This is a genomic window from Micromonospora sp. NPDC085948 (assembly GCF_040686315.1).
In the GTDB taxonomy this organism is placed as follows: Bacteria; Actinomycetota; Actinomycetes; order Mycobacteriales; family Micromonosporaceae; genus Micromonospora.
Genome location: NZ_JBFBJW010000001.1, coordinates 368,263 through 391,683, shown reverse-complemented (window position 1 = coordinate 391,683; position 23,421 = coordinate 368,263). Strand labels below are relative to the sequence as shown.

Genomic DNA, 23,421 nt, shown 5'->3' with positions numbered 1-23,421 from the left:
GCGGGTGGGGACCGGCATCGGTCCCCACCCGCCGCCCGCTCGCGATCGACCCGGCGAGGCGGCCCGTCACCTGTCGAGGGACATCTCCACGGCGGGCCGCAGCGGGCCGCCACGCAGCGCGTACGCGAGCAGACCGACCACCGCCAGGGTGGCGGCGCAGACGGTGGCGGCGGTGGTGCCGGCGGGTTGGATCAGCCATCCGGCGACCTGTACCCGCAGGTCCCCGCTCGGACCCAGCAGCGGCAGGACCGCGATGAGGGTCCAGGTCAGCGGGCAGATCCACGACAGGGCGGCACCGAACAGGGCGGCACCGAGGGCGGTGAGCCCGAGGAGCCCGGCGGTGTTGCGCAGCATCAGGCTGAACGGTTCGTAGTGCGCGTCGGTGACCGTGCTGAGGGCCAGCAGGGCGGTGATCGTGGCGACGGCGAGCAGCAGGTGCCCGGCGCGTCGCAGCGGCCAGTTGACCGCCGCGGTGCGGTCGAGGGCGTCGTCGGCGCCGCCGAGGGTGGTGCCGGCCGCGACCACCGCCAGCATGATGACGAGGCTGGCCGTGCGGGTGTTGATGGTCGTCGAGTCGGTGTAGGCCAGCGACAGGGCCCACGCCACCGTGATGAGCGCGGTCGCGGTGGTCAGCGCGAGGGGGACCCGGCGGGAGCGTAGGTGGAGCTGAAGCCACCTCACGGCTGGCCCTCGGGCAGGACCGCCACGAGGCCGTCGCCCTGGCAGGCCAGTGCCGCCTCGCGGGCCGCCGCCATCCGACGCCGCTGCTCGGCCTCCGGGAGACTCACCAGCGCCTGGTACGCGCCCACCAGCCGCTCCACCTCCGTGGGGTCCCATCCGGTCGGGGCCGGTGGTCGGCCGGTCAGCCAGGCGGCGGCGACGATCCGGGCCCGGTACTCGTCGCCCTGAATCGACTGTTCGGCGCACTCCTGCTGCCAGGCGGCCTCGAGCAGGGACGGCAGGAAGTAGTCGCCGGACAGGTCGGCGCGGCCGAGGCGGTCGAACGAGGGGGTGTCGAAGACGATCGTGTCGGCGGAGTGCGGTGCCGGTGCCGCTCGCGGGTCCAGCCGCGCCCAGTAGGTGACCTGCTGGGTCTGCACCGCCCGGACGGGTGCGTTGGGCAGCTTGGCCGCCATCATGGCGAGAGCCTGGCGGGCCGGGCCGACGACGTCGGGCAGCAGCTCGGCGTGTACCCGCGTCACGCAGACCTGCGGGCCGGCGTTGTCACAGACCAGCTCGATGGCGGCCGGGTCGACGACCGCTGCCCCGCGTGTGCCGCCGATGGGCAGGAGCGGTACGGCCACCGCGGCGCCGAGCACCGCCGGGAGGACGGCCAGCGCGATGGCTCGGCGGCGGACCGTGCCCAGCAGCAGCAGTCCGGTGGCGGCGAGCGCCACCAGCCACAACGTCTGGAGCGCGCTGACCCGCGGCATGATCGTCTGGAAGTCGTCGAGTTCGTTGATGACCGGGATGAGCAGCAGCGCCGCAGGTTCGGGCCGGATGACCGCCGTGTCGGGGTCGGGCTGCGCCACGAGTTCGGGGACGAGCCCGAGCAGGGCGAACCCGGCCACCGCGACGACGGGTGCGGTGATCACCCGGGGTACGGCCCGACCGGCGGCCATGCCGAGCCAGCCGGCGGCGATCAGGGCCGGAACACCGACGGCGGCGACGACGATGGTGGCGCCCGGGAAGTAGTGCGCCGTCGGCACCACCCAGCCGGCCGCGACGAGACACACCAGGATGTACGCGGCCACCACCGTGATCGCGAGCGCGCTGGCGGTCACCGTGGTGCGGTGCCACCGGGGTCGAGCGGTGCTGGTGAACAACTCGCCGACCCGGTACCGGGCGTCGCGCCGACCCAGCCACGCCCCACCGGCGAGCGCCAGCGGCAGCAGGAGCACGAGCATCGACCGCGCGATGACCGCCAGTTGCATCCACCGGCCGGTGAAGAACTGGGTGGACGTGAGCAGCAACGGCACGCCAGTCACCAGCAACAGCAGCGCGACGCCCAGCGCCGCCGACCGGCGTAGCTCGATGCGCAGGATGCGCCCGGTCATGCCGGCACCTGCCCACGGTGGGAGCGCAGCAGCGCCGAGTAGCCACGTTCGGTGGCGCTGTCGCCCGCATCGTCCGCGCCGCCCTGCTGGGCCAGTTGCCCGGTGGTGCCCTGCCACACCAGGCGACCCTCGTGGACCAGCACCACGTCGGTGCAGGCCACCGCGACGTCCTCGACCAGGTGGGTGGAGACGAGCACGCAGCTGTCCAGACCGATCTCGCGCAACAGCTCGCGGAAGTCGAGGCGCTGCTCCGGGTCCAGGCCGACCGTCGGCTCGTCGAGCAGCAGCACCTCCGGATCGTTGACGATCGCCTGGGCGATGCCGGCGCGGCGCAGCATCCCGCCGGAGAGCGTCTTCATCCGGGAGTCGGCGCGGTCGGCGAGGCCGACCCGTTCGACGGCCCGTTGCACCGCGCCCGGGATGACCGTCTTCGGCATCTCCTTGAGCCAGGCCATGTATTCGACGAACTCCCGGACGGTGAAGCGCGGGTAGAAGCCGAAGTGCTGCGGCAGGTAGCCCAGGCCACGCCGGACCCGACGGAGGTCCGCCTTGGCGGTGATGTCCTCGCCGAGCAGGCTCAACCGGCCACCGGCGGGCTTCACCACCGTGGCGAGCGCTCGCATCAACGTCGTCTTGCCGGCGCCGTTGGGGCCGAGCAACCCGTGCACGCCGGTGCCCAACGCCAGGTCCAGCCCGTTGACCGCCAGGTGTCGTCCGGCTCGGACCTGCAACTCCTCGGTTCGCACCGCCCACGGATGGGTGGACGGTCTGGTCTCCGCCGCGCTGACGATACGCATCATGACGTCTCCATTCGGTCTGTGGTTCGTGTTGTCAGCTGGTCACGACGTGCGGGGAGGTTCTCCGAGCGGACGTCGCCGGGCCAGGACGAGCACCACGGCTACCAGCGCCACGGTGCTGGCGGCCCACCAGGGCGAGCTGCTGTCCGCGAGGACGGCCGGGAGCCGCCCGCCGGCCAGACTCGGCGTCACGACACCCGCGGACCAGGTGAGGGCCAGTACGGCGGCGGCGCGGTCCACCCCCACCAGTCCGCCCAGCGCCAGCGCCCCGGCGGTGAAGCCCAGCGCCGGCAGCAGCCAGAGACCCGGGGAGTGCCCGGTGCCCCAGCCCGCCACGGCCAGCACCGGGATGACCGCCACCAGGACCGCCAACGTGCGGCGCAGCAGCAGTGCCAACCCGGTACGCGGCATGGTCGCCATCAGCTCCCAGGCCGGATCGAGTCGCCGGCTCCAGAGCGCGGCCACCGGTAGCAGCGGTGCCATCGGCGCGATGAGCAGCACCAGCGACGGCAGGTTGTCGAAGGTCGTCTCGAAGAGCACCGCGGCCAGCATCAGGCCGGCGGCGGTGGCCAGCCACGGCAGGATCCGCCCGGCGACCCCGGTCCGCCGCAGTCGCCGCCGGCGCACCGGAGCAGGGCCGGTGGCGATTCCGGTGGCGATGCCGTCGGCCACCCGGTCCAGCAGGTCACGGGTGGCGGGGTCGACCGCGTCGGCCAGGACCGCCCGGCAGGCGGCGCAGGACTCCAGGTGCGCCTCGACCGCCCAGCTGGTCGTGTCGTCGACGCCGTGACCACCCGAGGCGTACTCGGAGATCATCGTCTTGGTGGGATGAGTGGTCATGACAGCGCCTCCCGCAGCGCGATCCGGGCCCGCCGCGCGCGGGTCTTCACGGTTCCTTCCGGCATGCCGAGCAGCAGCGAGGTCTCCCGCACGGTCAACCCGTCGAGGACCATCGCGCGCAGCACCTGACGCAGCTCCGCCGGCAGTGCCTGCAGGGCCTGTTCCAGGTTGGCGTCCAACCCACCAGCGAGCGCCTCCTCCTCGGCCGCCGGAGCCACGGCGTCGTAGGTCTGCACCGACGGAATCCGCTCCCGTCGGGCCCGGTGGCGGAACGCGTCGACAAGCCGGTGCGCGGCGATCGTCCACAACCAGCCCACCGCGCTGCCGGAGCCCGCGGACTGCGCCTGGCTGCCGGCCGACCGCCACACCGCCAGGTACGTCTCCTGCAACACCTCGGCCACCACGTCCTCGTCGGCGCACCGCCGACGGAGCCGCGTGGTCAGCCACGGGGCGGTACGCCGGTACAGTGCGTCGAAGGCACGCCGGTCGCCGCGGGCGACGCGGCGAAGCAACTCACCCTCGTCGAGTCCGTCCAGACTTCGTCTCACGACAGGCAAGACGATGCGACCCTCCACTTCGGTTCTGGCCCGACGGTGACCCCGGTCACATTTCTTCCGTACTCGGATCGGGCCGACGCGGCGTGATGCCCCCCACAGCGGGAACGTCGTACGGGCTGCGGGCGTTGCCGACACACGCCCGGCAGTTGCGGACGCGCTGACGCCGTAACGACGTAGAAGCTTCCGCAGAGAGACCGAGATGATGAAGCAGTTGGTGGACCAGACCGAACCGGGCACTCGCACGGCACCCCCGCCCACGACCGGGGAGGTGCTGCCCGGTGACCTGATGACCAACCGTCAGCGAGCGCAACTCGTCCTCGTGCTCGGTGCGTTGATCGCCATCGGGCCGTTGACCATCGACATGTACCTGCCCGCGCTGCCCGCCATCACGGCCGGGTTGCAGACCACCGAGACCGCCGTGCAGTTGACGCTGACCGGCACGCTTGTCGGCCTGGCGCTGGGCCAGTTGCTGATCGGGCCGCTCTCCGATGTGGTCGGACGGCGGGTGCCGCTGCTGGCCGGGCTGGCCGCGCACATCGTGGCCTCCGTGCTGTGCGTCTTCGCGCCCACCATCGCCGTGCTCGGCGCGCTGCGTGTCCTGCAGGGGCTGGGCGTCGCGGCCGCCACCGTGGTCGCGACCGCCGTCGTCCGCGACCTGTTCAGTGGCGCGTCGTTCGCCCGGATCTTCTCCCGGCTGATGCTCGTCATGGGCCTGGCCCCCATCCTCGCGCCGACCCTGGGCAGCGGCCTGCTGAGCTGGACCGACTGGCGGGGCGTCTTCGCGGCGCTGGCGGTGTTGGGCGCGTTGCTGATCGTCGTGGCGGCGCGGCGGCTCCCGGAGACCCTCCCGGTGGCGCGTCGGCGGCACGGAGGGATCGTTGCCACCCTGCGCGACTACCGGGGGCTGCTCAACGACCGGGCGTTCGTCGGGTTGGTGCTGGTCGCCGGGCTGGCGATGGCGGCCCTGTTCGCGTACGTCGCGGGGTCGTCGTTCGTGCTCCAACGGGAGTACGGCCTCGACGAGCAGCAGTTCGGCCTGGCCTTCGGGGCCGGTGCCGTCGGCCTGATCGCGGCCACCCAGTTCAACGTCCGGCTGCTGCGCCGCTACACCCCGCAGCAGATCCTGGTCAGCGCGCTCATCGCGGGAACGGCGGCCGGCCTCCTGCTCGTCATGTTCGCGGCCACCGGCTTCGGTGGCCTGGGCACTTTGCTCGCGTCGCTGTGGCTGGTCCTGGCCGCGGCGGGCCTGGCCCTGCCGAACGCTCCGGCGCTGGCCATGAGCCGGCACAGTGCGGCCGCCGGTACCGCCGCCGCGCTACTCGGTGCCGTGCAGTTCGGTGTCGGCGCCCTCTCGGCGCCGCTGGCGGGCCTGTTCGGCGCCGGGAGCGTACCGATGGCGATCGTCATCGCGGGCGGCATGGCCGCCGCGCTGATCGTCATGCTCCTCGTCGTGCCCCGCGCCGACCTCGGCACCGTCGACCCGGACCTGGCGGTCGCCGTGCACTAGAAATCGGGCGGGCCGGTTGCCCGGCCCGCCCGACGATCAGCGAATCTCCGTGGTGTTGTCCTCCGGGCGCGGCTGGCCGCGCGGCGGGGCGGACCAGGGCGACTCGCCACCCACCCGGCGCGGCAACGGCTCGGTCGGTGTCGACTCGGCCGGGTAACCCAGAGTGAGCGGGGCGGTGTCGCGCTCCGGGGTGGTGTGGGACGGCCAGTCGGTGAGCGTGAAGTCGTCGTCGCGGGGGCCGGCGCCCGGCGCGGACACCGGCGCCACGGCCGGCTCGGTGGCGGGGCGCGGCCACTGCCGCCAACGCTGCACGCTGAAGGTCGCCATCAGCAGCAGCAGGCCGATCAGGAAGAGTGTGCCGTTCTCCACGGGCAGCCGCAGCGGCAACGGATCGCCGGCCACCTTCCACTCGTACGGGATCGCGTCCCGTACCGCGAAGGGCGCCACGAACATCCCGATGTACGGGGTGACCAGCAGCAATCCGGCCACCAGCGGACCGAGCGGCGAGAAGCGCAGCGTGGCCAGCAGGCCCAGCAGGACGCCGCCGACACCGAGGTACACGGCTGGCTCGATCAGGTTGGCGGTGTTGAACGTGCCGGTCTCCACCCAGCGGTCGACCGTCCGGCTCGACCCGTCCTGCCCCAGTGTGACGAGCACCCAGGTGATGGGCGCCACCACCAGCCCGGCGAGGAAGCTCCAGAGATGTCGCATCCGCGCACCGTACCGTTTTCGGCATGACTGAGCACCTCTCCGCCGCACCGGTCGGCAAGCCGACGTCGTACTCGCGCGTCACGCTGAGCAAGATTATGACTGCCGTGGACGTGAACCTCTACGGCACCGTGCACGGCGGGGTTCTGATGAAGTTCGTCGACGACGTGGCGGGTGCCGCCGCTGCCCGGCACAGCGGCGGAACGGCCGTGACCGCTGCGATCGACGAGATCGTCTTCTCCGAGGCGGTCCGGGTCGGTGACCTCGTGCACGCACACGCCCAGGTGAACTGGACCGGCCAGACCTCGATGGAGGTGGGCGTGCGGGTGGTCGCCGAGCGGTGGGACTCGGCCGAGGACGCGCCGGTCCGGGTCGCCACCGCGTACCTGGTCTTCGTCGGCGTGGACGTGGGCGGGGCCCCCCGGACGGTCCGTCCGGTGTTGCCGGAGACGGCGGAGGACGAGCGCCGGTACAAGGAGGCGGAGATCCGTCGCGCGCACCGCCTCGCCCGGCGCCGTGCCATCCAGGCCCACCGCGCCGGCTGACCCACATGGGGTGCCGGGTTGGAGTGTGGGGTGGGCACGCATCGGTTGCCGGACCCGGTGCGCAGAATGGCGCTTCGAGGTAGGGCAAGATGGCGCCACGGCCCAGGCACAGTGTCGTGCGAGGCCAGGGGAGGGTGGGGCAGTGGGTGACATGCTGTGGACGCCGCCGGCGGACGTACTGGAGCGGTCCCGGATCGGTGGCTACCTGCGCTGGCTGCGGGAGCACCGCGGGTTGGACTTCACCGACTACGACGCGCTGTGGCGCTGGTCCACCACCGACCTGGACGGGTTCTGGCGCTCGATCTGGGACCACTTCGAGGTGATCGCGCACACCCCGCCGACCGCCACCCTGGCCGAGCGGGGAATGCCCGGTGCCCGTTGGTTCCCCGGTGCCACGCTCAACTACGCGGAGAACGTGCTGCGGATGCCGGGTCGCGCCGACGACGACCCGGTGGTGATCGCGCACGGGCAGACCCGCGCACCTGTCACGCTGACCGCCGGGGAGTTGCGCGAGCAGGTCCGCCGGGTGTCGGCCGGTCTGCGCCGGCTCGGCGTCACCGCCGGTGACCGGGTGGCGGCGTACGCCCCGAACATTCCTGAGACGTACGTCCTCCTGCTGGCCACCGCCAGCCTGGGCGCGATCTTCTCGTCCTGCGCGCCGGAGTTCGGGACCCGCAGCGTCACCGACCGCTGGCAGCAGATCGAGCCGACAGTGCTGGTCGCCGTGGACGGCTACCGGTACGGCGACAAGGCGGTGGACCGGCGCGCGGAGGTCGCCGCGATCCGGGCCGCCCTGCCGTCGCTGCGGCACACCGTCTCCATCGGCTACCTCGACCCCACGGGCTCCGCGCCCGAGGATGCGCTGGGCTGGGAGGAACTGGCCGCGCCGACCGACGAGCCGTTGACGTTCACGCCGGTGCCGTTCGACCACCCGCTGTACGTGCTCTACTCCTCGGGCACCACCGGGCTGCCCAAGCCGATCGTGCACGGTCACGGCGGCATCCTGCTGGAGCACCTGAAGATGCTCGCCCTGCACCACGACCTGGGTCCGGCCGACCGGTTCTTCTGGTTCACCACCACCGGCTGGATGATGTGGAACTTCCTGGTCTCCGGCCCGGCGGTGGGCGCGACGATCGTGCTCTTCGACGGCAATCCGGCCCACCCTGACCTCGGTGGGCTGTGGCGGCTGGCGGCGGAGACCGGCACCACGTACTTCGGCACCTCCGCGCCCTTCCTGCTGGCCTGCCGCAAGGCTCAGCTGGTGCCCCGCGAGGTCGCCGACCTGTCGGCGCTGCGCGGCGTCGGCTCGACCGGTGCGCCGCTGCCGGCCGAGGGCTTCCACTGGGTGTACGAGACGGTGAGCGACCGGGTGCAGCTCCAGTCGCTCTCCGGCGGCACCGACGTGTGCACCGGCTTCGTGGGCGGGGTGCCACTGCTGCCGGTGTACGCGGGCGAGATCGCCTGCCGGGCGTTGGGCGCGAAGGTGGAGGCACGCTCGGCCGACGGCACCCCGGTGCTCGGCGAGCTGGGCGAGCTGGTGATCACCGAGCCGATGCCGAGCATGCCCGTGGGTTTCTGGAACGACCCGGACGGTGTCCGTTACTCCGAGGCGTACTTCGACGTCTACCCGGGCGTCTGGCGGCACGGGGACTGGATCACCATCAACGAGCGGGGAGGTTGCGTGATCACCGGCCGCTCCGACGCCACCCTCAACCGGGGCGGGGTGCGGTTGGGCACCGCCGAGTTCTACTCCGTGGTCGAAGGGCTCGACGAGGTGCTCGACTCGGTCGTCGTGCACCTGGAGGACGACGAGGGTGGCGCCGGTGAGCTGCTGCTCTTCGTGGTGCTGGCCGAGGGTCTGAGCCTGGACGACGACCTGCGGAAGAAGATCTGCCGCGAGCTGCGCACCGCCCTGTCGCCCCGGCACGTGCCCGACGAGATCCACCAGGTACGCGCGGTGCCCCGCACCCTGTCCGCGAAGAAGCTGGAGGTCCCGGTCAAGAAGATCCTGACCGGCACCCCGGTAGACCAGGCGGCGGCCAAGGGCGCCCTGGCCAACCCCGAGTCCCTGAACGCCTTCGCCGCCCTGGCCCAGTCCCGCACCCCCACCCCCTAACAGCCCGCCCTCCCGCCAACCCCGCCGCCCACCCCCCCGCCCGCGTCGATCAAGGAGTTGTGGTGCCTCGCAAAAGGGGCATAGGTGCAGCAGTTGCCCACCACAACTCCATGATCGACGGGGCGGGGCGGGGCGGGGCGGGGCGGGGTGGGGTGGGGTGGGGTGGGCAGCGGGCAGGGGGTGGGCGGCGGGGTTACTGGAGGGTTTGGGTGACCTTTTCGGTGGTCTGGCGGCCTGCCAGGCGGGCTGGGTCGAGGTTGGCGTTGAGGACCACCGTGGCGGCCCGGGTCAGCGGGGCCAGCAGCCAGTCCACCGGGTCCGGGTAACGGGCGGCGTCGACGAGGACCCGGGCACCGGCCTCGATGCCCAGCTCGGTGGCGCGGGCCTCGGCGCGGGCCAGCAGGTGCTCGTCGGTGGGGCCCGGCCCCGGCTGCGGGCGGAAGTGGTCGCCGTGCCGGCGTACCTCGACCACGTAGTCGGCGAACCCGGGCGGCACCTGCCGGAGCGGGGCGGCCAGTGGAGCCAGCCCGAGGGCGTACCGCTCGTCGGCCGACCAGGACTGCGCCTCGTCGAGCCGGTCGGCGGCGGCGAAGAGCACGTCGACGTCGCCCGGTGTGTCGACGACGCTCAGCTTGGCCGACCAGCAGCCCAGCAGCACCGCCGCGGTCTGCCAGTGGGGCGGCAACAGCACCCCGCCCGGAGTGCCCGGTGCGAGGCCGACCTCGTCGACGAGCAGGTTGGCGGTCTTCGCCACCCAGTTCGCCAGGGTGGCGCCGGATAGTTCGGTGCGGTCACCGCTGGCATCGTCGTACCAGGTGAGGAGCGGTCGGGTCGGGTCGGTCGCGATCGCGTCGGCGAACACCCGGGCAATGTTGTCGGCCATCGGCGCGAACGATACGCCCCTGTGGGCCGTACTCGAAGACGATGACAACTCGGCAAACCGTCGGGTCGCAGTCAGCGTCGGCCCCGCGCTCCGGCGTAGGCTTGACCCCCGGAGTGTTGTTCCCCACAGACCCGCCAGTGCAAGGAGTCGCCCCGTGACCGCCGGTCGCCCGCCCCGCGTGCTCATCGACGCCACGAGTGTCCCCACCGACCGTGGTGGCGTCGGTCGATACGTCGACGGTCTGCTCGGTGCCCTCGGCAAGGTGTGCGGGTCGGGGGTGGATCTGGCGGTGGTCAGCCTCCGCACCGACCTGGAGCGTTACACCCGGATGCTGCCCGGCGCGGAGATCATCCCAGCTCCGGCCGCCGTGGCGCACCGCCCGGCCCGGCTCGCGTGGGAGCAGACCGGCCTGCCGCTGCTCGCCCAGCAGGTGAGCGCCGACGTGCTGCATTCGCCCTTCTACACCTGCCCGCTGCGGGCCGGGTGCCCGGTCACCGTCACCGTGCACGACGCGACGTTCTTCACCGAGCCGGAGCACTACGACAAGTCCCGCCGCACGTTCTTCCGCAGCGCCATCAAGACGTCGCTGCGCCGCGCCAACCGGGTGATCGTGCCCAGCAAGGCCACCCGGGACGAGCTGATCCGGCTGCTCGACGCCGATCCGACGCGGATCGACGTGGCCTACCACGGTGTCGACCAGCAGGCCTTCCACGCCCCCACCGAGGAGGAGAAGGCCCGCGTCCGCGCTCGGCTGGGGCTGGGCAACAGCAGCTATGTCGCCTTCCTCGGCGCCAAGGAGCCGCGGAAGAACGTGCCCAACCTGATCCGTGGTTGGGCCCGCGCGGTGTCCGACCGGGCCGAGCCGCCGGCCCTGGTGATCGCCGGTGGGCAGGGGCACGACGACGACATCGACCGGGCGGTGGCCGAGGTTCCGTCGCACCTGCGCCTGCTGCGCCCAGGCTACCTGCGCTACGCCGACCTGCCCGGCTTCCTCGGTGGCGCACTGGTCGCCGCCTACCCGTCCTACGGCGAGGGGTTCGGGCTGCCGATCCTGGAGGCCATGGCGTGCGCCGCCCCGGTGCTGACCACGCCCCGGCTCTCGCTGCCCGAGGTGGGCGGTGACGCGGTCGCGTACACCTCGGAGGATGCGGAGCAGATCGGCACCGACCTGGCCGCGCTGCTCGACGACGAGCAGCGTCGGCTGTCCCTGGCGAAGGCGGGTTTCGACCGGGCCAAGGAATTCACCTGGGAGTCCAGCGCCGAGGTGCACATCGCCGCCTGGAGTCGCGCCCGCTCCTGAGCTCGGGTGCCTGGTGGTGACCCGTGCCACTGCCAGTAGGTACGTCGGGCATGATGTGCGGATGCTTTATGCGGTAATTCCGGCAGGTGGCAGCGGCACGAGACTGTGGCCGTTGTCCCGCGCCGGCCACCCCAAGTTCCTCCACCCGCTGACCGGCACCAGTTCCTCGCTGCTCCAGGCGACCGTGGAGCGGCTCGCGCCGCTGACCACACCGGATCGGACCCTGGTGGTCACCGGTGCCGCGCACGTCGCGGCGGTGGCTCGGCAGCTGACCGGTCTGCCGGAGGAGAATATCCTGGTCGAGCCCTCCCCTCGGGATTCCTGCGCGGCGATCGCGCTGGCCGCCGCGGTGATCGCGGTGCGCGACCCGGACGCGGTGATGGGCAGCTTCGCGGCCGACCACCTGATCGGCGACCCGGGGAGCTGGGTGCGCACGGTCCAGGAGGCGGTCCGGGGGGCCGAGCAGGGGATGCTGATGACGGTCGGGATCACCCCGACCCGTCCGGAGACCGGCTACGGCTACCTGGAGACCGGCGAGGAGACCGACGGCGCTCCGTGGCGGCCGGTGACCGAGTTCAAGGAGAAGCCGGGCGCGGAGGTCGCCGAGGCGTACGTCCGTTCCGGCCGGCACCTGTGGAACGCGAGCATGTTCGTGTGGCGGGTGGATGTCTTCCTCGCCGAGCTGGCCCGCCAGCAGCCGGCGTTGCACGCTGGCGTGGCCGCGATCGCCGCCGCCTGGGGCACCCCCGAGCAGGACGAGGTGCTCGGCGCGATCTGGCCGACGCTGCCGAAGATCTCCGTGGACTACGCGGTGATGGAGGGCGCGGCCACCGCGGGTCGGGTCGCGACCGTGCCGGGCGACTTCGGTTGGAACGACGTCGGCGACTTCCACACCCTGGGTGAGGTGCTGCCGGCCGACGAGGCGGGCAACGTGGTGCTCGGCACCGACGCCAAGCCCGGGGTGCTCCTGCGGGACAGCACCAACCTGGTGGTGGTGCCGCAGTCCGGTCGGTTGGTGGCTGTCCTCGGGCTGCGCGACCTGATCGTGGTGGACACCCCGGACGCGGTGCTGGTCTGCCCGCGCGATCAGGCCCAGGGCGTCAAGGCCCTGGTCGACGAGCTCAAGGCGCGCGGCGAAGAGGGCTACGTCTGAGGGCCGCCAGGCCCGGTGCGAGCAGTTGTACGGTCCCGCCGGCCAGCGGCTCGGGCAGCTGGGCCGGCGGAAACCAGCCCAACTGCTCGGCCTCGTCGCTGACCTGCTCGACCGCGCCGGGAGGCGCGACCACGGCGAATCGGACGTCGTAGTGGCGTGAGCCGCCCTGGCAGAGCACCTCGTGCACGTCGACGTCGATCGGCACCGGGTCGATGCGCAGGTCGGCGATGCCGGACTCCTCGGTGGCCTCGCGGAGCGCGGCGGCGACCAGGGTCTGGTCGGTCGGCTCGCAGTGCCCGCCGAGCTGCACCCAACGCCCGAACTTGACGTGCAGGCAGAGCAGTACCCGCGAGCCGGTGGCGTCCAGCACCAGCGCGCTCGCGGTGACGTGCCCGGGTCGGTGCGGCCGACTCATCGCGATCGGGCCGGCGTCGAGCAACGTGAGGGTGCGGTCCCTCGCGGTGGCCGCCCCCGGGCTGGTGGGCTGCCAGTCTTCGAGCAGCGCGGTGGCGTCGGCGTGCAGCGCCGCGTACGCCTCGGGGTCGGTCGGATGGGCGGTGATCGGGGTGTCGGGCACCCCGACACTGTACGAGCGGGCGCTCCGTACGCTGGCGCGATGACCCTGCGACTCGTCGAATTCGTGGTAGCCGGCAACGAGGCAAGCGATCTGCTGCCGGTGCGGTCGACGGCGCTGCTGCGCGCGTACGGCGCCCGGCGGGGCTTCTGGACCGTGCTGGACGAGGGGCCGGTCGAGCGCTGCCTGGCGTTGCTGCTGGAACGCGAGGACGGCGGGTGGACGGCCCGGCACGTGCTCGCCGACGCGGGTCCGGAGAACGGGCGGACCGAGGATGGCGAGGCGCTCGCCCACCACGACGGCTGGGTGTACGTCTTCGGCTCCCACTTCGGCTCGAAGGCTGGCCCGCTGCGGCCCCGACGCGCCTTCGTGGCCCGCTTCCGGGAGGACGACGCGGCGACCGGGCTGGTGCCGGTGCACGTGGTGCGCAACTCGTTCCGGCTGCACCGGGCGGTGAACGACGCTCTCGCCGGGTCGCCGTTGACCCTGTTGCCGCCCGGGGAGCGGGTGCGGGCGCGGTTCATCGTGGAGACGCTGGCGCGGGGGACCGCGCGGGAGAAGCGCTGGGTGAGCCGGCTGGCCCCGGGCGACCTGCCGTTGAACGTGGAGGCGGCCGCCTTCACCCCGGCCGGGACGGTCCTGCTCGGGCTGCGGTTCCCGGTCACCGACGCCGGTGAGCCGATCCTGGTGGAGATCGCCGGTGTGCCGGCCATGTTCGGGGCGGAGCCGGCGTGGCCGGGGGCGTTGCGCGCGTACGCGTTGGCCGGAGTCACCCCGCCGGGGAAGTTGACCGGGTTCCGCGCGATCACCCCGACGCCGGACGGCGGGTACGCGGCGGTGATCGGCTCGATCGACGCGCTGGGTAAGGGGTCGGTGCTGCTCGACGACCATCCGGGCGGCGGTGACGTCACGTCTCGGCACGTCCGCTTCCGCCTCCCGCCCGCTGGGTCGGCCGACGCGTCCCGGCTGGTCGGGGAGCCGGTGCGGGACCTGGCGCCGTTCCACCACGTGGAAGGGCTGGCCGAGGTGGACGGGCGACCGTTCTACGTCACGGACGAGGATCACCGGGTCGCGCTCTGGGTTGGTTGAGCCGAGCGCGCGATGTGGCGAGGCTTGGTGACCGGACGGCACCTCTGCGGAGCAAGGGCCGCAGACCCTCGTGGTGCCGCCCGACCACCGGGGCCTCCCCAGACCCGGTGCCCCGGGGGCCGGCGCATCGAGGACGCACCGGCACGGTGTTCGGGCACTGGAAGCATGGCGAACCGCTCCGGCGACGTCGAGGTTTTTCAGCCCAGGCTTAAAGATGGAGATTAGTGCCGTCCGGGTAGAGTCAAACGGTCACCCGGCATCCCCCTGCTGGCGACACTGGAGCGCTCCATGCTGAAGATCCACTTTTCCGGGGAGGACATCCTCCGGACTCGGGTGGCGCCGGCGGCGGACCCGGTCTGGGAGCTGGTCCTCAGCCTGCACGCGTTGCAGAGCCGCAACCGCGACCCGTTGACGGCACACTGGCGGCGCACCGTCTCCCGAGGCCTGCGTCACGACGCCGCCTCCGAGCAACTCCGGTTGCTCTTCGCGTTGAGCCCGCCGCGCGGCTACTTCCCGGACTTCCTCACCCCGTACGCCAGCGTGGACGGCTTCGAGGCCGGGCTGGAAGCGCTCCGCAGCACCCCGACCGGCATGCTGCAACGGGACCTGAGCGTGCTCGCCACCGAGAACCAGCTGCCGCCCTCGGCCGCCGCGCTGGCCCGGGGCGAGGTGGCGGTGCTGCACCACCTCGCCGACTCGATGGTCCAGTACCGGTCGTTGGCGATCAACCCGTACTGGACCCGCATCCAGTCGGCGGTCGCGGCGGACCGGGCGCACCGGGCCAGGGCGCTGCTCGACGGCGGCATCGAGGGCCTGCTCAACAGCCTCCGGCCGGCCATGCGCTGGGACGGTGGGGTGCTTGAGGTCCGCAACTACCCACACAGCCGGGAGCTGCACCTGGACGGTCGAGGGCTGCTGCTGGTGCCGTCGTTCTTCTGTGCGGACACGCCTGTCGCCCTGCTCGATCCGGCCCTGCCGCCGGTGCTCGTCTACCGGGTGGACCGGTTGGGCGGGTTGGCGTCGGCCGACGGCAGCGGGGCGGTCCGGTCCGCCGCCGCGCGCGAGTCACTCGCCGCGCTGCTCGGCCGCACCAGGGCGGCCGTGTTGCAGGCCAGCGACGAGGGCTGCACCACCGGCGAGGTCGCCCGCCGGCTCAACATCTCACCGGCGGCGGCGAGCCAACACGCCACGGTGCTGCGCAACGCCGGCCTGCTGGTCAGCCACCGGGACCGCAACAGCGTGCTGCACACGTTGACCCCGCTCGGCCGGGCCATGCTCGACGCCTGACCCGCCACCGCGCGAGCGCGCCGGGCCGCTCGGGCGGGCGACCCGGCCGTCGTTCAGAGCGCGAGCGCGCCGGGCCGCTCGGGCGGGCGACCCGGCCGTCGTTCAGAGCGCGAGCACGCCGGGCCGCTCGGGCGGGTGACCCGGCCGTCGTTCAGAGCGCGAGCGCGCCGGGCCGCTCGGGCGGGCGACCCGGCCGTCGCTCAGAACGCGAGCGCCGCGCGCCGGGCCGCTCGGGCGGGCGACCCGGCTGTCGCTCAGAGCGCGAGCGCGGCGCTCGCCGGGCTGCCGGGCGGCGGTGGCAACAGGGTCGACCCGACGCCCTGGGCAGCGAGGGCGACGCGCAGTCGGTGCAGGTCGGCACCGAAGCGAACCAGGCCGATCGGGTCGACGGGTGTCGGGGCCGAGCCGAGCAGCAGGTCGGCCCCGTCCGGCCAGCCGGGCATCTCGGCGACCAGCCCGGCGCGTACCTCGGCCTCGTCGACGAGCGTGAAGACCGTGCCGGGGGCGACCACCCCGGCGACCGCGTCGATCGCCCGTCGTACCGCGCTCAGGTCGGCCGGCGTCGGACCGGGACCATCGGCCAGGGTGGCGGCGTCGGTGAGTCCGGCAGCACGCGCTTCGGCGGTGCCGAGCGCGAAGAGATCCTGTGCCGCGTCGCGGATCAGCGCCCGCGCGCCACCGGCGTCGTCCGGGGTGGTGGCGGCGAGGTAGCCCCGAACGACCGCGACGGGGACCTGGTCGCACTTGCCCTTGATCAGCTCGCCGGCCCCGGCCAGCTCGTCCACCACGGCCATCTGGGTCAACTGAAGCTCGTTGCCGTACGGATCCACCTCGCCCCGGTGGTCGCGGATCGCCGGCATTCCGGCCACACCCAGTGCCACGTCGGTGAGCCCGTTGCGCCACGGTCGGCCCATGGTGTCGCTGATGATCACCGCCACGTCCAGGTCGTAGCGCTCCCGCAACGCGTCGCGGAGCGCCCGTGCCGACGCGTCCGGGTCCACCGGCAGCAGCACCAGCTGGGTCTTGTCCACGTTCGACGCGTCGATCCCGGCGGAGGCCATCACGAAACCGTGCAGGGTCTGCACGATCCGGGTCGGCCCCCGGCTGGCGACCACCCGGGCGGTCTCAGCGGCCAGGATCTCGTCCCGTGCGGCCAGCCGCTCGGGACCGTCCGCCGGGACGTCGACCAGCCGCCCCTCCGACTTCGAGACGATCTTGCTGGTCACCACGAGCACGTCCCCGTTGCGCAGCCACGGCGCAGCGGTGGCGATCATCGCCGCCAGGTCGTCACCCTCGGTCACATGGCCGATGCCGAGCACCGGCAGGATCTCCAGCCTCACGTCAACTCCACCGCGGCGCGGACCATGGCCACCGTCGCCGCCTCGTCGGTCATCCGCAGCGGCATCGCGCGGACCGTCACCCCCGGCACCACCGTGCCGGCGTCCTCGTCGGCCACCAACCAGCCGTCCAGCAGGCCGCCGTCCGACCGGCCCCCGTAGAGGCGGCCCACCCCGGCGGCGCTGCACTCGGCACCCAGCACGGCGAGACAACGGTCGGCCATCCCCCGCACCGGAGCACCGCCGATGATCGGCGAAACACCCACCACCGGCGCCGGGCCGTCCGCCACCGCCTCCCGCAGCCCCGGTACGGCCAGCACTGGCGCGATACTCACCACCGGGTTGCTGGGGGCGACCAACACCAGGTCGGCCGACCCGATCGCGTCCAGCACCCCGGGTGCCGGCTTCGCCGTCTCCGCACCGACGAAGACGAAGCGATGGGTACGGATGTCGGCCCGGTGTCGTACCCACCACTCCTGGAAGTGGATCGCCCGCTGCCCCTGCTCGTCCTCCACGGTGCTGGCGCTGTTCGCGAGTGCGGGGCTCGCAGGCTCACTCCTCCCGCTCACGACAGCGTGGGTCTCCAGGCGGTCGTCGGTCGCCGGCAGTAGACGCACGCCCGGCTGCCAACGGGTGGACAGCGCCTCGGTGACCGCGCTCAACGGGTAACCGCCGTTGAGCATGGTGGTGCGCACCAGGTGGGTGGCGATGTCCTTGTCGCCGAGACCGAACCAGTCCGGCTGTGCCCCGTACGCGGCCAGCTCGCCCTTGACCGTCCAACTCTCGCCGACCCGACCCCAGCCCCGCTCCGGGTCCGCGCCACCGCCGAGGGTGTACATGACGCTGTCCAGGTCGGGGCAGATCTTCAACCCGTGCAGCCACAGGTCGTCGCCGACATTGACCACGGCGGTCACCTCCGCGCCGACGTCGCGGGCGTACGCCCGGACGCCGAGCAGGAACCGGGCGCCGCCGATGCCGCCGGCCAGAACCACGATGTGCATGACGACCATCCTCGCGCACGTGGTGCCTTCGATCTGCCGGTGGCCCTCGAGACTAGGCTCACGTGCGCCCTGTCCGTTCCTGCCCCGAGGGGGAGCTAGTGACCAGCCCCGCCGAGCCCGCGTCCGCCGACGCGGCGCAGGCCCGTCAGCTGACCAAGCCGCTACGCGAACTCGCCGCGCTCGCGTTGCTCGGCGCCAACGCCGTGCTCCTCTTCGTGGGCCTGCTCCGGTTGATCACCCCGGGCGGCTCCTTCACCGAACGTGCGGGCGACGCCTTCGGCACGTTCGTCGGGCTGGTGGCGGTGGGCCTCCCGCTGCTGGCCGTCCTGCTGGCCACGCACATCTCGCCGGTGGCGCCGAAGGCCAAGCTGATCACGCAGGTGGCCCTCGGTGAGTACGCGGCCAGTGCGGTGATCGGCACGCTGACCATGCTGATCTCGACGGTGGGCCGGCTGGCCGACACCAGGGTGCTCGACGCGCTCCTCGGTGTGCTCACCCAGATCGCCTGGATGGCGATCTTCGCGGTCGCCGCCTGGGTCGTCTACACCATCTGGCGCGCCCACTACTACGTGCCGCGGCCCAAGCCGCAGCCCGGTGTCTACGGCCAGCCGCAGCCAGGCTGGCCGCAGCAGCAGGCCGGCTGGCCGACTCCGGGGCAACCCGGTGGTCAGCCGCAGGGCGGGTGGCCCGCTCCCGGCCAGCCCGGCGGTTACCCGGCGGATCAGTACGGCGGCCAGTACGCCCAGCCGTCCCCGCCGTTCCAGGCCCCGCAGTCGGCCCCGCCGCACCCGCAGTCCGCCCCGCCGTACCCGCAGTCGGCCCCGCCGTACCCGCAGTCGGCCCCGCCGGCCCACCCTGCCCCGCAGTCCGCGCCGCCCGCGTCGCCGTTCGGGCAGCCGCCGTTCGGGCAGCCGCCGTCCGCCGATCCGACGCAGGCCATTCCGCGTCAGCCCGTCGAGCCGCCGTCGGCCGACCCGACCCAGGCCATTCCGCGGCAGTCCGTCGAACCGGCGTCCGCCGACCCGACCCAGGCGGTTGTCCGCCCGGTCGATCCGGACGCCGACCGTACCCAGCAGATCAAGCCCGGTGAGCATCCGGACCAGCCGCGCTGAGTCTGCTCCGGCAACGGCTCTCTGAGCACCGGGCGGGGGTGGTGCCGCCGTGCCCTTTCCCACGGTGCGGGCCGGGACTGGCCGGGCCGGCGAGCGCTGCGCATAGGCTGAGCGGATGGTTGATCGCACCCAATCCGGTCCGAGTGACGCTAGCGTGCGGCGTGCCCTGGGCCGGGCCGCGACCGGGCGGGCGCTTGACGTCGACGAGGCGACCGCCCTGCTGTCGGCCCGGGGGGACGCCCTCGACGAGTTGCTCCGGGTGGCCGGTGGGATCCGCGACGCCGGGTTGCGTGACGCGGGGCGGCCGGGCGTGGTCACGTACTCGAAGAAGGTCTTCATCCCGTTGACCCGGCTGTGCCGGGACCGCTGTCACTACTGCACGTTCGCCACCGTGCCGCACCGGCTGCCGGCGCCGTTCCTGGACCGCGACGAGGTGCTCGCCATCGCGCGGGCCGGTGCCGAGCAGGGGTGCAAGGAGGCCCTCTTCACGCTCGGTGACCGGCCGGAGGAGCGCTGGCCGGCGGCCCGGAGCTGGCTCGACGAGCGCGGCTACGACTCCACACTTGACTACCTGCGGGCCTGCGCGGTGGCCGTGTTGGAGGAGACGGGCCTGCTGCCGCACCTCAACCCCGGGGTGCTGTCCTGGTCGGAGCTGCAACGGCTCAAGCCGGTCGCCCCGAGCATGGGCATGATGCTGGAGACCACCGCGACCCGGCTCTGGTCCGAGCCGGGCGGCCCGCACTACGGCTCACCGGACAAGGAGCCGGCGGTTCGGCTCCGCGTGCTCGACGACGCCGGCCGGGTCGGAGTGCCGTTCACCACCGGCATCCTCATCGGCATCGGGGAGACCCCGGCCGAGCGGGTCGACGCGCTCTTCGCGATCCGCCGCACCCACCGGGAGTACGGCCACCTCCAGGAGGTGATCGTGCAGAATTTCCGCGCCAAGCCGGACACGGCGATGCGCGGCATGCCCGACGCGGAGCTGCACGACCTGGCCGCCACGGTGGCGGTGGCCCGGCTGCTGCTCGGCCCGAAGGCCCGGATCCAGGCCCCGCCGAACCTCATCGCCGGTGAGTACGACCTGCTGCTGCGCGCCGGCATCGACGACTGGGGCGGTGTCTCGCCGCTCACCCCCGACCACGTCAACCCGGAACGCCCGTGGCCGCAGATCGAGGAGTTGGCCCGGCACACCGAGTTGGCCGGGTTCACGCTGCGGGAGCGGCTGACGATCTACCCGGAGTACGTGCGCGCCGGTGACCCGTGGCTCGACCCGCGACTGCTGCCGCACGTCGACGCGCTCGCCGATCCGGCGACCGGCATGGCGGTGGAGTCGGCCCTGCCGCAGGGCCACCCCTGGCAGGAGCCGGAGGAGGTGTTCGGCGGGCGGGTCGACCTGCACACCACCATCGACACCACCGGCCGCACCGACGACCGGCGCGGTGACTTCGACAGCGTCTACGGCGACTGGTCCGAGGTCGCCGGCAAGGTCACCCCGGAGGCGACGGCACGGCGTGCGGGCGTACCCCCGGTGGCGGCCGGGAGCGGCGCGGACCGTGACCTGGCGGCCGGGCTCACGCTCGCCGCCGACGACCCGGCGGCGCTGCTCGACCCCCGGCACACCGACGCCGCGCTGGCGCTGTTCGGGGCGGACGGGCCGGCGCTCGACGCGTTGTGCCGGCTCGCCGACGACGTCCGGCGCGACGCCGTCGGCGACGACGTCACCTACGTGGTCAACCGCAACATCAACTTCAGCAACGTCTGCTACGTGGGCTGCCGGTTCTGTGCCTTCGCCCAGCGTGAGCGGGACGCCGACGCGTACCGGCTCTCCGTCGACCAGGTCGCCGACCGGGCCGAGCAGGCGTGGGCGGCCGGGGCCAGCGAGGTGTGCCTCCAGGGTGGCATCGACCCGAAGATGCCGGTCACCGGGTACGCCGACATCGTGCGCGCGATCAAGGCCCGCGTGCCGGACATGCACGTGCACGCCTTCTCGCCCATGGAGATCGTCACCGCCGCCGCGAAGGCGGGCGTGCCGGTGCGCGACTGGTTGACGCAGCTGCGCGAGGCCGGGCTGGACACCATCCCCGGCACCGCCGCGGAGATCCTCGACGACGACGTGCGCTGGGTGTTGACCAAGGGAAAACTCCCGGCCGCCGCCTGGGTCGACGTGGTCAGCACCGCCCACGAGCTGGGCATCCGGTCCAGCTCCACCATGATGTACGGCCACGTTGACCACCCCGGGCAGTGGCTGGCGCACTTCCGGGTGCTGGCCGGCGTGCAGGACCGTACCGGCGGGTTCACCGAGTTCGTGGCCCTGCCGTTCGTGCACACCAATGCTCCGATCTATCTGGCGGGAATCGCCCGACCGGGGCCGACCTGGCGGGAGAACCGGGTGGTGCACGCCATGTCCCGGTTGCTGCTGCACGGGCGGATCGACAACATCCAGTGCTCCTGGGTGAAGCTCGGTGACGAGGGCACCGTCGCGATGCTCCAGGGTGGATGCAACGACCTGGGCGGCACGCTGATGGAGGAGACGATCTCCCGGATGGCCGGCTCCGACAACGGGTCGGCGCGTACCGAGGAGCAGTTGCGGGCCATTGCGACGGCAGCCGGTCGGCCGGCGCGCAAGCGGTCGACTGCGTACGGTCACGCCCGACCCTGACGTCGAACCTTTCCCCGCTGCCGGCCGTACCACGCGATGCCGGTGGCGGTCGCGGCCAGGACCGCCGCCGGTGCCCCCCTCAGGGGCCCGGCGGCGTCGATGGACGGCGCCGGACCCGTCCGTCCCCGCGGGCGCGTACCGCGCCGCCGCCGGAAAGGTTGCCCATGACCAGTGATCAGCGGAAGCGGCAGTGGCCGCGACTGACCCGCCGGCAGACGTTGACCGCTGCGGCCACCGCCACCCTCGGTGCCGCCGCGCTCACCGTGCCCGGCCTGTCGGCCGCGCAGAACGCCCCCGGCGCGGCTGGACGTGCCGACGAGCCGATCGTCGTGCACCTGCGCGACGCCGCCTCCGGAACGATGGACGTCTTCGTCGGTGAGACGCGGATCGAGGTACGTGACCGCGGCCTGGCGGACCGGCTGCGGCGCGCCGCCCGGCGCTGACCCGGCACTCCGCACTGCCATCCTGTCCCCGCCCAGTGAGGTTGGTCCGCCATGTCTTCCCATCGCGAGGCCCCGGAGATAGCCAAGGATCCGGTCGCCGACAGCTCCGACCTGTACGCGTTCGTCAGCCCCGACAAGCCCGACACGGTGACGCTGATCGCCAACTACGTTCCGTTGCAGCTGCCCTCGGGGGGCCCGAACTTCTTCGAGTTCGGTGACGACGTGCGCTACGAGATCCATATCGACAACGACGGCGACGGCCGTCCGGATGTCACCTACCGGTTCGAATTCACCACCGAGATCACCAATCCGAACAGCTTTCTCTACAACACCGGCGCCATCGAGTCGCTGGACAGCAAGAACTGGAACCGGCGGCAGTTCTACAGCCTGACCCGGGTGACCGACGGCCGGGAGCACCGGTTGGCGCACAAGCTGCCCTGCCCGCCGTGCAACGTCGGCCCGCTGTCCACCCCGAAGTACGCCGAGCTTGTGCGGCAGGCCACCTACTCGCTCTCCACCGGCGAGCGGGTCTTCGCCGGGCAGCGCGCGGACGGCTTCTTCGTCGACCTGGGGGCGATCTTCGACCTCGGCACGTTGCGGCCGTTCCAGCAGCTGCACGTCGCCGGGAAGAAGATCTTCAAGGCCGAGGGGGAGCCGGTCAACGCCACCGACCGGATGAACGTGCACAGCATCGCCGTGCAGGTGCCACTGAAGCAGGTGCGTCGCCGCGCCAACCGCTACGGCGCCGGTGACGCGGCGTCGGTGATCGGGGTGTGGACGTCGGCGTCGCGTCGGCAGGTACGGGTGCTCGGTGACCGGGGCGGTGCGGACACCGCCACCGGGCCGTTCACCCAGGTCTCCCGGCTGGGCAATCCGTTGTTCAACGAGGTCATCGTGCCGATGTCCAAGAAGGACCTGTGGAACTCGCTGCCACCGTCGGAGGACAAGCGGTTCGCGCGGTTCGTCGAGCAGCCGGAGCTGGCCGCCCTGCTGCCGGCGCTCTACCCGGACGTGTTCCCGAATCTGGACCGGCTCACCAAGGCGAAGAAGGCCCGTGCGGACCTGGTGGCGATCCTGCTCACCGGCGTACCGGCCGGGCTGATCGACGGTTTCACGAACGCCACCGGCGACGTGCAGGCCGACATGCTGCGGCTGAACACCGCGATCCCGCCGACCCGGCAGCCGGACCGGTTCGGGGTGCTCGGTGGTGACCTGGCCGGATACCCGAACGGGCGGCGGGTCGGCGACGACGTGGTCAGCATCGCGCTGCGGGCGATCGCCGGGGTCACCGTCCCGCTCGTGGACAAGACGTTCCAACCGGACGCGGCGGCCGCCGCGGTCACCCCGGGGTTGAGCGCCGCCGACGTGACCGCGCCGTTCCTCGCAAACTTCCCCTACCTGGGTACGCCGTACGACGGGTTCAACAACCCGCCGGCGGCGTCCTGACCGGCGGGGG

The 23,421-nt window shown here is 72.7% G+C and carries 21 protein-coding genes; 11 read left to right on the top strand and 10 right to left on the bottom strand.

Annotated features, from left to right (window positions below):
- Nucleotides 1-66 precede the first annotated feature (66 nt).
- Genes AB0O48_RS01905 through AB0O48_RS01885 form a run of 5 tightly spaced genes read right to left on the bottom strand, consistent with a single transcriptional unit; the run spans nucleotide 67 to nucleotide 4,242 of the window.
- A complete protein-coding gene (locus AB0O48_RS01905) occupies nucleotides 67-681 on the bottom strand; it encodes a hypothetical protein (RefSeq protein ID WP_357241859.1) in 615 nt (204 codons plus the stop codon).
- Entirely contained in the window at nucleotides 678-2,057 is a 1,380-nt protein-coding gene (locus AB0O48_RS01900; protein ID WP_365062392.1) for a hypothetical protein, read from the bottom strand. Before AB0O48_RS01900 ends, AB0O48_RS01905 begins: the two co-directional genes overlap by 4 nt.
- Nucleotides 2,054-2,854: an ABC transporter ATP-binding protein gene (locus tag AB0O48_RS01895; protein WP_357242416.1), complete on the bottom strand. Its 801-nt coding sequence runs from the start codon at nucleotides 2,852-2,854 to the stop codon at nucleotides 2,054-2,056. The genes AB0O48_RS01900 and AB0O48_RS01895 overlap by 4 nt, the downstream gene beginning before the upstream one ends.
- 42 nt (nucleotides 2,855-2,896) lie before the next feature.
- Nucleotides 2,897-3,694: a zf-HC2 domain-containing protein gene (locus AB0O48_RS01890; RefSeq protein WP_365062390.1), complete on the bottom strand. Its 798-nt coding sequence runs from the start codon at nucleotides 3,692-3,694 to the stop codon at nucleotides 2,897-2,899.
- Complete coding sequence (locus AB0O48_RS01885) at nucleotides 3,691-4,242, bottom strand: RNA polymerase sigma factor (RefSeq protein ID WP_357241868.1); 552 nt, start codon at nucleotides 4,240-4,242, stop codon at nucleotides 3,691-3,693. The genes AB0O48_RS01890 and AB0O48_RS01885 overlap by 4 nt, the downstream gene beginning before the upstream one ends.
- A gap of 295 nt (nucleotides 4,243-4,537) precedes the next feature.
- Here AB0O48_RS01885 and AB0O48_RS01880 point away from each other — a divergent pair, with 295 nt between their 5' ends.
- On the top strand, nucleotides 4,538-5,758 hold the full coding sequence (locus AB0O48_RS01880; RefSeq protein WP_357572556.1) for a multidrug effflux MFS transporter: 1,221 nt from the start codon (nucleotides 4,538-4,540) through the stop codon (nucleotides 5,756-5,758).
- 36 nt (nucleotides 5,759-5,794) lie between these two features.
- Here AB0O48_RS01880 and AB0O48_RS01875 read toward each other — a convergent pair whose 3' ends face one another.
- Nucleotides 5,795-6,469 carry a hypothetical protein gene (locus AB0O48_RS01875; RefSeq protein WP_357241871.1) on the bottom strand — a complete coding sequence of 225 codons (675 nt, stop codon included), beginning with the start codon at nucleotides 6,467-6,469 and terminating at the stop codon, nucleotides 5,795-5,797.
- 23 nt (nucleotides 6,470-6,492) lie between these two features.
- Between AB0O48_RS01875 and AB0O48_RS01870 the strand changes: the two genes are divergently transcribed.
- Together AB0O48_RS01870 and AB0O48_RS01865 are read left to right on the top strand one after the other, a co-directional pair.
- Entirely contained in the window at nucleotides 6,493-7,011 is a 519-nt protein-coding gene (locus AB0O48_RS01870; RefSeq protein WP_357241874.1) for a hotdog domain-containing protein, read from the top strand.
- A 142-nt stretch (nucleotides 7,012-7,153) separates the two neighbouring features.
- On the top strand, nucleotides 7,154-9,127 hold the full coding sequence (locus AB0O48_RS01865; protein WP_365062387.1) for an acetoacetate--CoA ligase: 1,974 nt from the start codon (nucleotides 7,154-7,156) through the stop codon (nucleotides 9,125-9,127).
- Nucleotides 9,128-9,320: 193 nt separating this feature from the next.
- Here AB0O48_RS01865 and AB0O48_RS01860 read toward each other — a convergent pair whose 3' ends face one another.
- Nucleotides 9,321-10,010, bottom strand: coding sequence for a TIGR03089 family protein (locus tag AB0O48_RS01860; protein ID WP_365062385.1), 690 nt, complete (start codon nucleotides 10,008-10,010; stop codon nucleotides 9,321-9,323).
- A gap of 154 nt (nucleotides 10,011-10,164) precedes the next feature.
- Between AB0O48_RS01860 and AB0O48_RS01855 the strand changes: the two genes are divergently transcribed.
- Together AB0O48_RS01855 and AB0O48_RS01850 are read left to right on the top strand one after the other, a co-directional pair.
- Entirely contained in the window at nucleotides 10,165-11,310 is a 1,146-nt protein-coding gene (locus tag AB0O48_RS01855; RefSeq protein WP_357241883.1) for a glycosyltransferase family 1 protein, read from the top strand.
- A 61-nt stretch (nucleotides 11,311-11,371) separates the two neighbouring features.
- Nucleotides 11,372-12,463: a sugar phosphate nucleotidyltransferase gene (locus tag AB0O48_RS01850; protein WP_357241887.1), complete on the top strand. Its 1,092-nt coding sequence runs from the start codon at nucleotides 11,372-11,374 to the stop codon at nucleotides 12,461-12,463.
- Here the strand turns inward: AB0O48_RS01850 and AB0O48_RS01845 are convergent.
- Nucleotides 12,432-13,040: an NUDIX domain-containing protein gene (locus tag AB0O48_RS01845; RefSeq protein ID WP_357241890.1), complete on the bottom strand. Its 609-nt coding sequence runs from the start codon at nucleotides 13,038-13,040 to the stop codon at nucleotides 12,432-12,434. The genes AB0O48_RS01850 and AB0O48_RS01845 overlap by 32 nt on opposite strands.
- A 39-nt stretch (nucleotides 13,041-13,079) precedes the next feature.
- Between AB0O48_RS01845 and AB0O48_RS01840 the strand changes: the two genes are divergently transcribed.
- On the top strand, nucleotides 13,080-14,126 hold the full coding sequence (locus AB0O48_RS01840; protein WP_365062382.1) for a hypothetical protein: 1,047 nt from the start codon (nucleotides 13,080-13,082) through the stop codon (nucleotides 14,124-14,126).
- Nucleotides 14,127-14,414: 288 nt separating this feature from the next.
- Nucleotides 14,415-15,413, top strand: a complete 999-nt coding sequence (locus tag AB0O48_RS01835; RefSeq protein ID WP_357241896.1) for a winged helix-turn-helix domain-containing protein — start codon at nucleotides 14,415-14,417, stop codon at nucleotides 15,411-15,413.
- Nucleotides 15,414-15,667: 254 nt separating this feature from the next.
- On the opposite strand, the gene AB0O48_RS01830 is transcribed toward AB0O48_RS01835, so the two are convergent.
- Nucleotides 15,668-16,753 carry a coenzyme F420-0:L-glutamate ligase gene (locus tag AB0O48_RS01830; protein WP_365062379.1) on the bottom strand — a complete coding sequence of 362 codons (1,086 nt, stop codon included), beginning with the start codon at nucleotides 16,751-16,753 and terminating at the stop codon, nucleotides 15,668-15,670.
- Nucleotides 16,750-17,751, bottom strand: a complete 1,002-nt coding sequence (gene cofD / locus AB0O48_RS01825; protein WP_357241902.1) for a 2-phospho-L-lactate transferase — start codon at nucleotides 17,749-17,751, stop codon at nucleotides 16,750-16,752. Before cofD ends, AB0O48_RS01830 begins: the two co-directional genes overlap by 4 nt.
- A 98-nt stretch (nucleotides 17,752-17,849) precedes the next feature.
- Here cofD and AB0O48_RS01820 point away from each other — a divergent pair, with 98 nt between their 5' ends.
- The 4 genes from AB0O48_RS01820 to AB0O48_RS01805 all read left to right on the top strand — a co-directional run bounded on the left by AB0O48_RS01820 (nucleotide 17,850) and on the right by AB0O48_RS01805 (nucleotide 23,411).
- Nucleotides 17,850-18,863, top strand: coding sequence for a hypothetical protein (locus AB0O48_RS01820; RefSeq protein ID WP_357241905.1), 1,014 nt, complete (start codon nucleotides 17,850-17,852; stop codon nucleotides 18,861-18,863).
- Between the two features lie 115 nt (nucleotides 18,864-18,978).
- The gene (locus tag AB0O48_RS01815) at nucleotides 18,979-21,522 is read left to right on the top strand and encodes a bifunctional FO biosynthesis protein CofGH (RefSeq protein ID WP_365062376.1); all 2,544 of its coding nucleotides are present in this window, start codon (nucleotides 18,979-18,981) and stop codon (nucleotides 21,520-21,522) included.
- Nucleotides 21,523-21,686: 164 nt separating this feature from the next.
- Nucleotides 21,687-21,965 carry a hypothetical protein gene (locus AB0O48_RS01810; protein ID WP_357241910.1) on the top strand — a complete coding sequence of 93 codons (279 nt, stop codon included), beginning with the start codon at nucleotides 21,687-21,689 and terminating at the stop codon, nucleotides 21,963-21,965.
- 51 nt (nucleotides 21,966-22,016) lie between these two features.
- On the top strand, nucleotides 22,017-23,411 hold the full coding sequence (locus AB0O48_RS01805) for a DUF4331 domain-containing protein (protein WP_357241913.1): 1,395 nt from the start codon (nucleotides 22,017-22,019) through the stop codon (nucleotides 23,409-23,411).
- Nucleotides 23,412-23,421 lie beyond the last annotated feature (10 nt).

Excerpts from the sequence above, each read along its gene's own strand:
- AB0O48_RS01900 (WP_365062392.1), bottom strand. The coding sequence starts at position 2,057 with ATGACCGGGCGCATCCTGCGCATCGAGCTACGCCGGTCGGCGGCGCTG.
- AB0O48_RS01895 (WP_357242416.1), bottom strand. The coding sequence starts at position 2,854 with ATGCGTATCGTCAGCGCGGCGGAGACCAGACCGTCCACCCATCCGTGG.
- AB0O48_RS01890 (WP_365062390.1), bottom strand. The coding sequence starts at position 3,694 with ATGACCACTCATCCCACCAAGACGATGATCTCCGAGTACGCCTCGGGT.
- AB0O48_RS01880 (WP_357572556.1), top strand. The coding sequence starts at position 4,538 with ATGACCAACCGTCAGCGAGCGCAACTCGTCCTCGTGCTCGGTGCGTTG.
- AB0O48_RS01875 (WP_357241871.1), bottom strand. The coding sequence starts at position 6,469 with ATGCGACATCTCTGGAGCTTCCTCGCCGGGCTGGTGGTGGCGCCCATC.
- AB0O48_RS01870 (WP_357241874.1), top strand. The coding sequence starts at position 6,493 with ATGACTGAGCACCTCTCCGCCGCACCGGTCGGCAAGCCGACGTCGTAC.
- AB0O48_RS01860 (WP_365062385.1), bottom strand. The coding sequence starts at position 10,010 with ATGGCCGACAACATTGCCCGGGTGTTCGCCGACGCGATCGCGACCGAC.
- AB0O48_RS01850 (WP_357241887.1), top strand. The coding sequence starts at position 11,372 with ATGCTTTATGCGGTAATTCCGGCAGGTGGCAGCGGCACGAGACTGTGG.
- AB0O48_RS01840 (WP_365062382.1), top strand. The coding sequence starts at position 13,080 with ATGACCCTGCGACTCGTCGAATTCGTGGTAGCCGGCAACGAGGCAAGC.
- AB0O48_RS01835 (WP_357241896.1), top strand. The coding sequence starts at position 14,415 with ATGCTGAAGATCCACTTTTCCGGGGAGGACATCCTCCGGACTCGGGTG.
- cofD (WP_357241902.1), bottom strand. The coding sequence starts at position 17,751 with ATGCACATCGTGGTTCTGGCCGGCGGCATCGGCGGCGCCCGGTTCCTG.
- AB0O48_RS01815 (WP_365062376.1), top strand. The coding sequence starts at position 18,979 with ATGGTTGATCGCACCCAATCCGGTCCGAGTGACGCTAGCGTGCGGCGT.
- AB0O48_RS01810 (WP_357241910.1), top strand. The coding sequence starts at position 21,687 with ATGACCAGTGATCAGCGGAAGCGGCAGTGGCCGCGACTGACCCGCCGG.
- AB0O48_RS01805 (WP_357241913.1), top strand. The coding sequence starts at position 22,017 with ATGTCTTCCCATCGCGAGGCCCCGGAGATAGCCAAGGATCCGGTCGCC.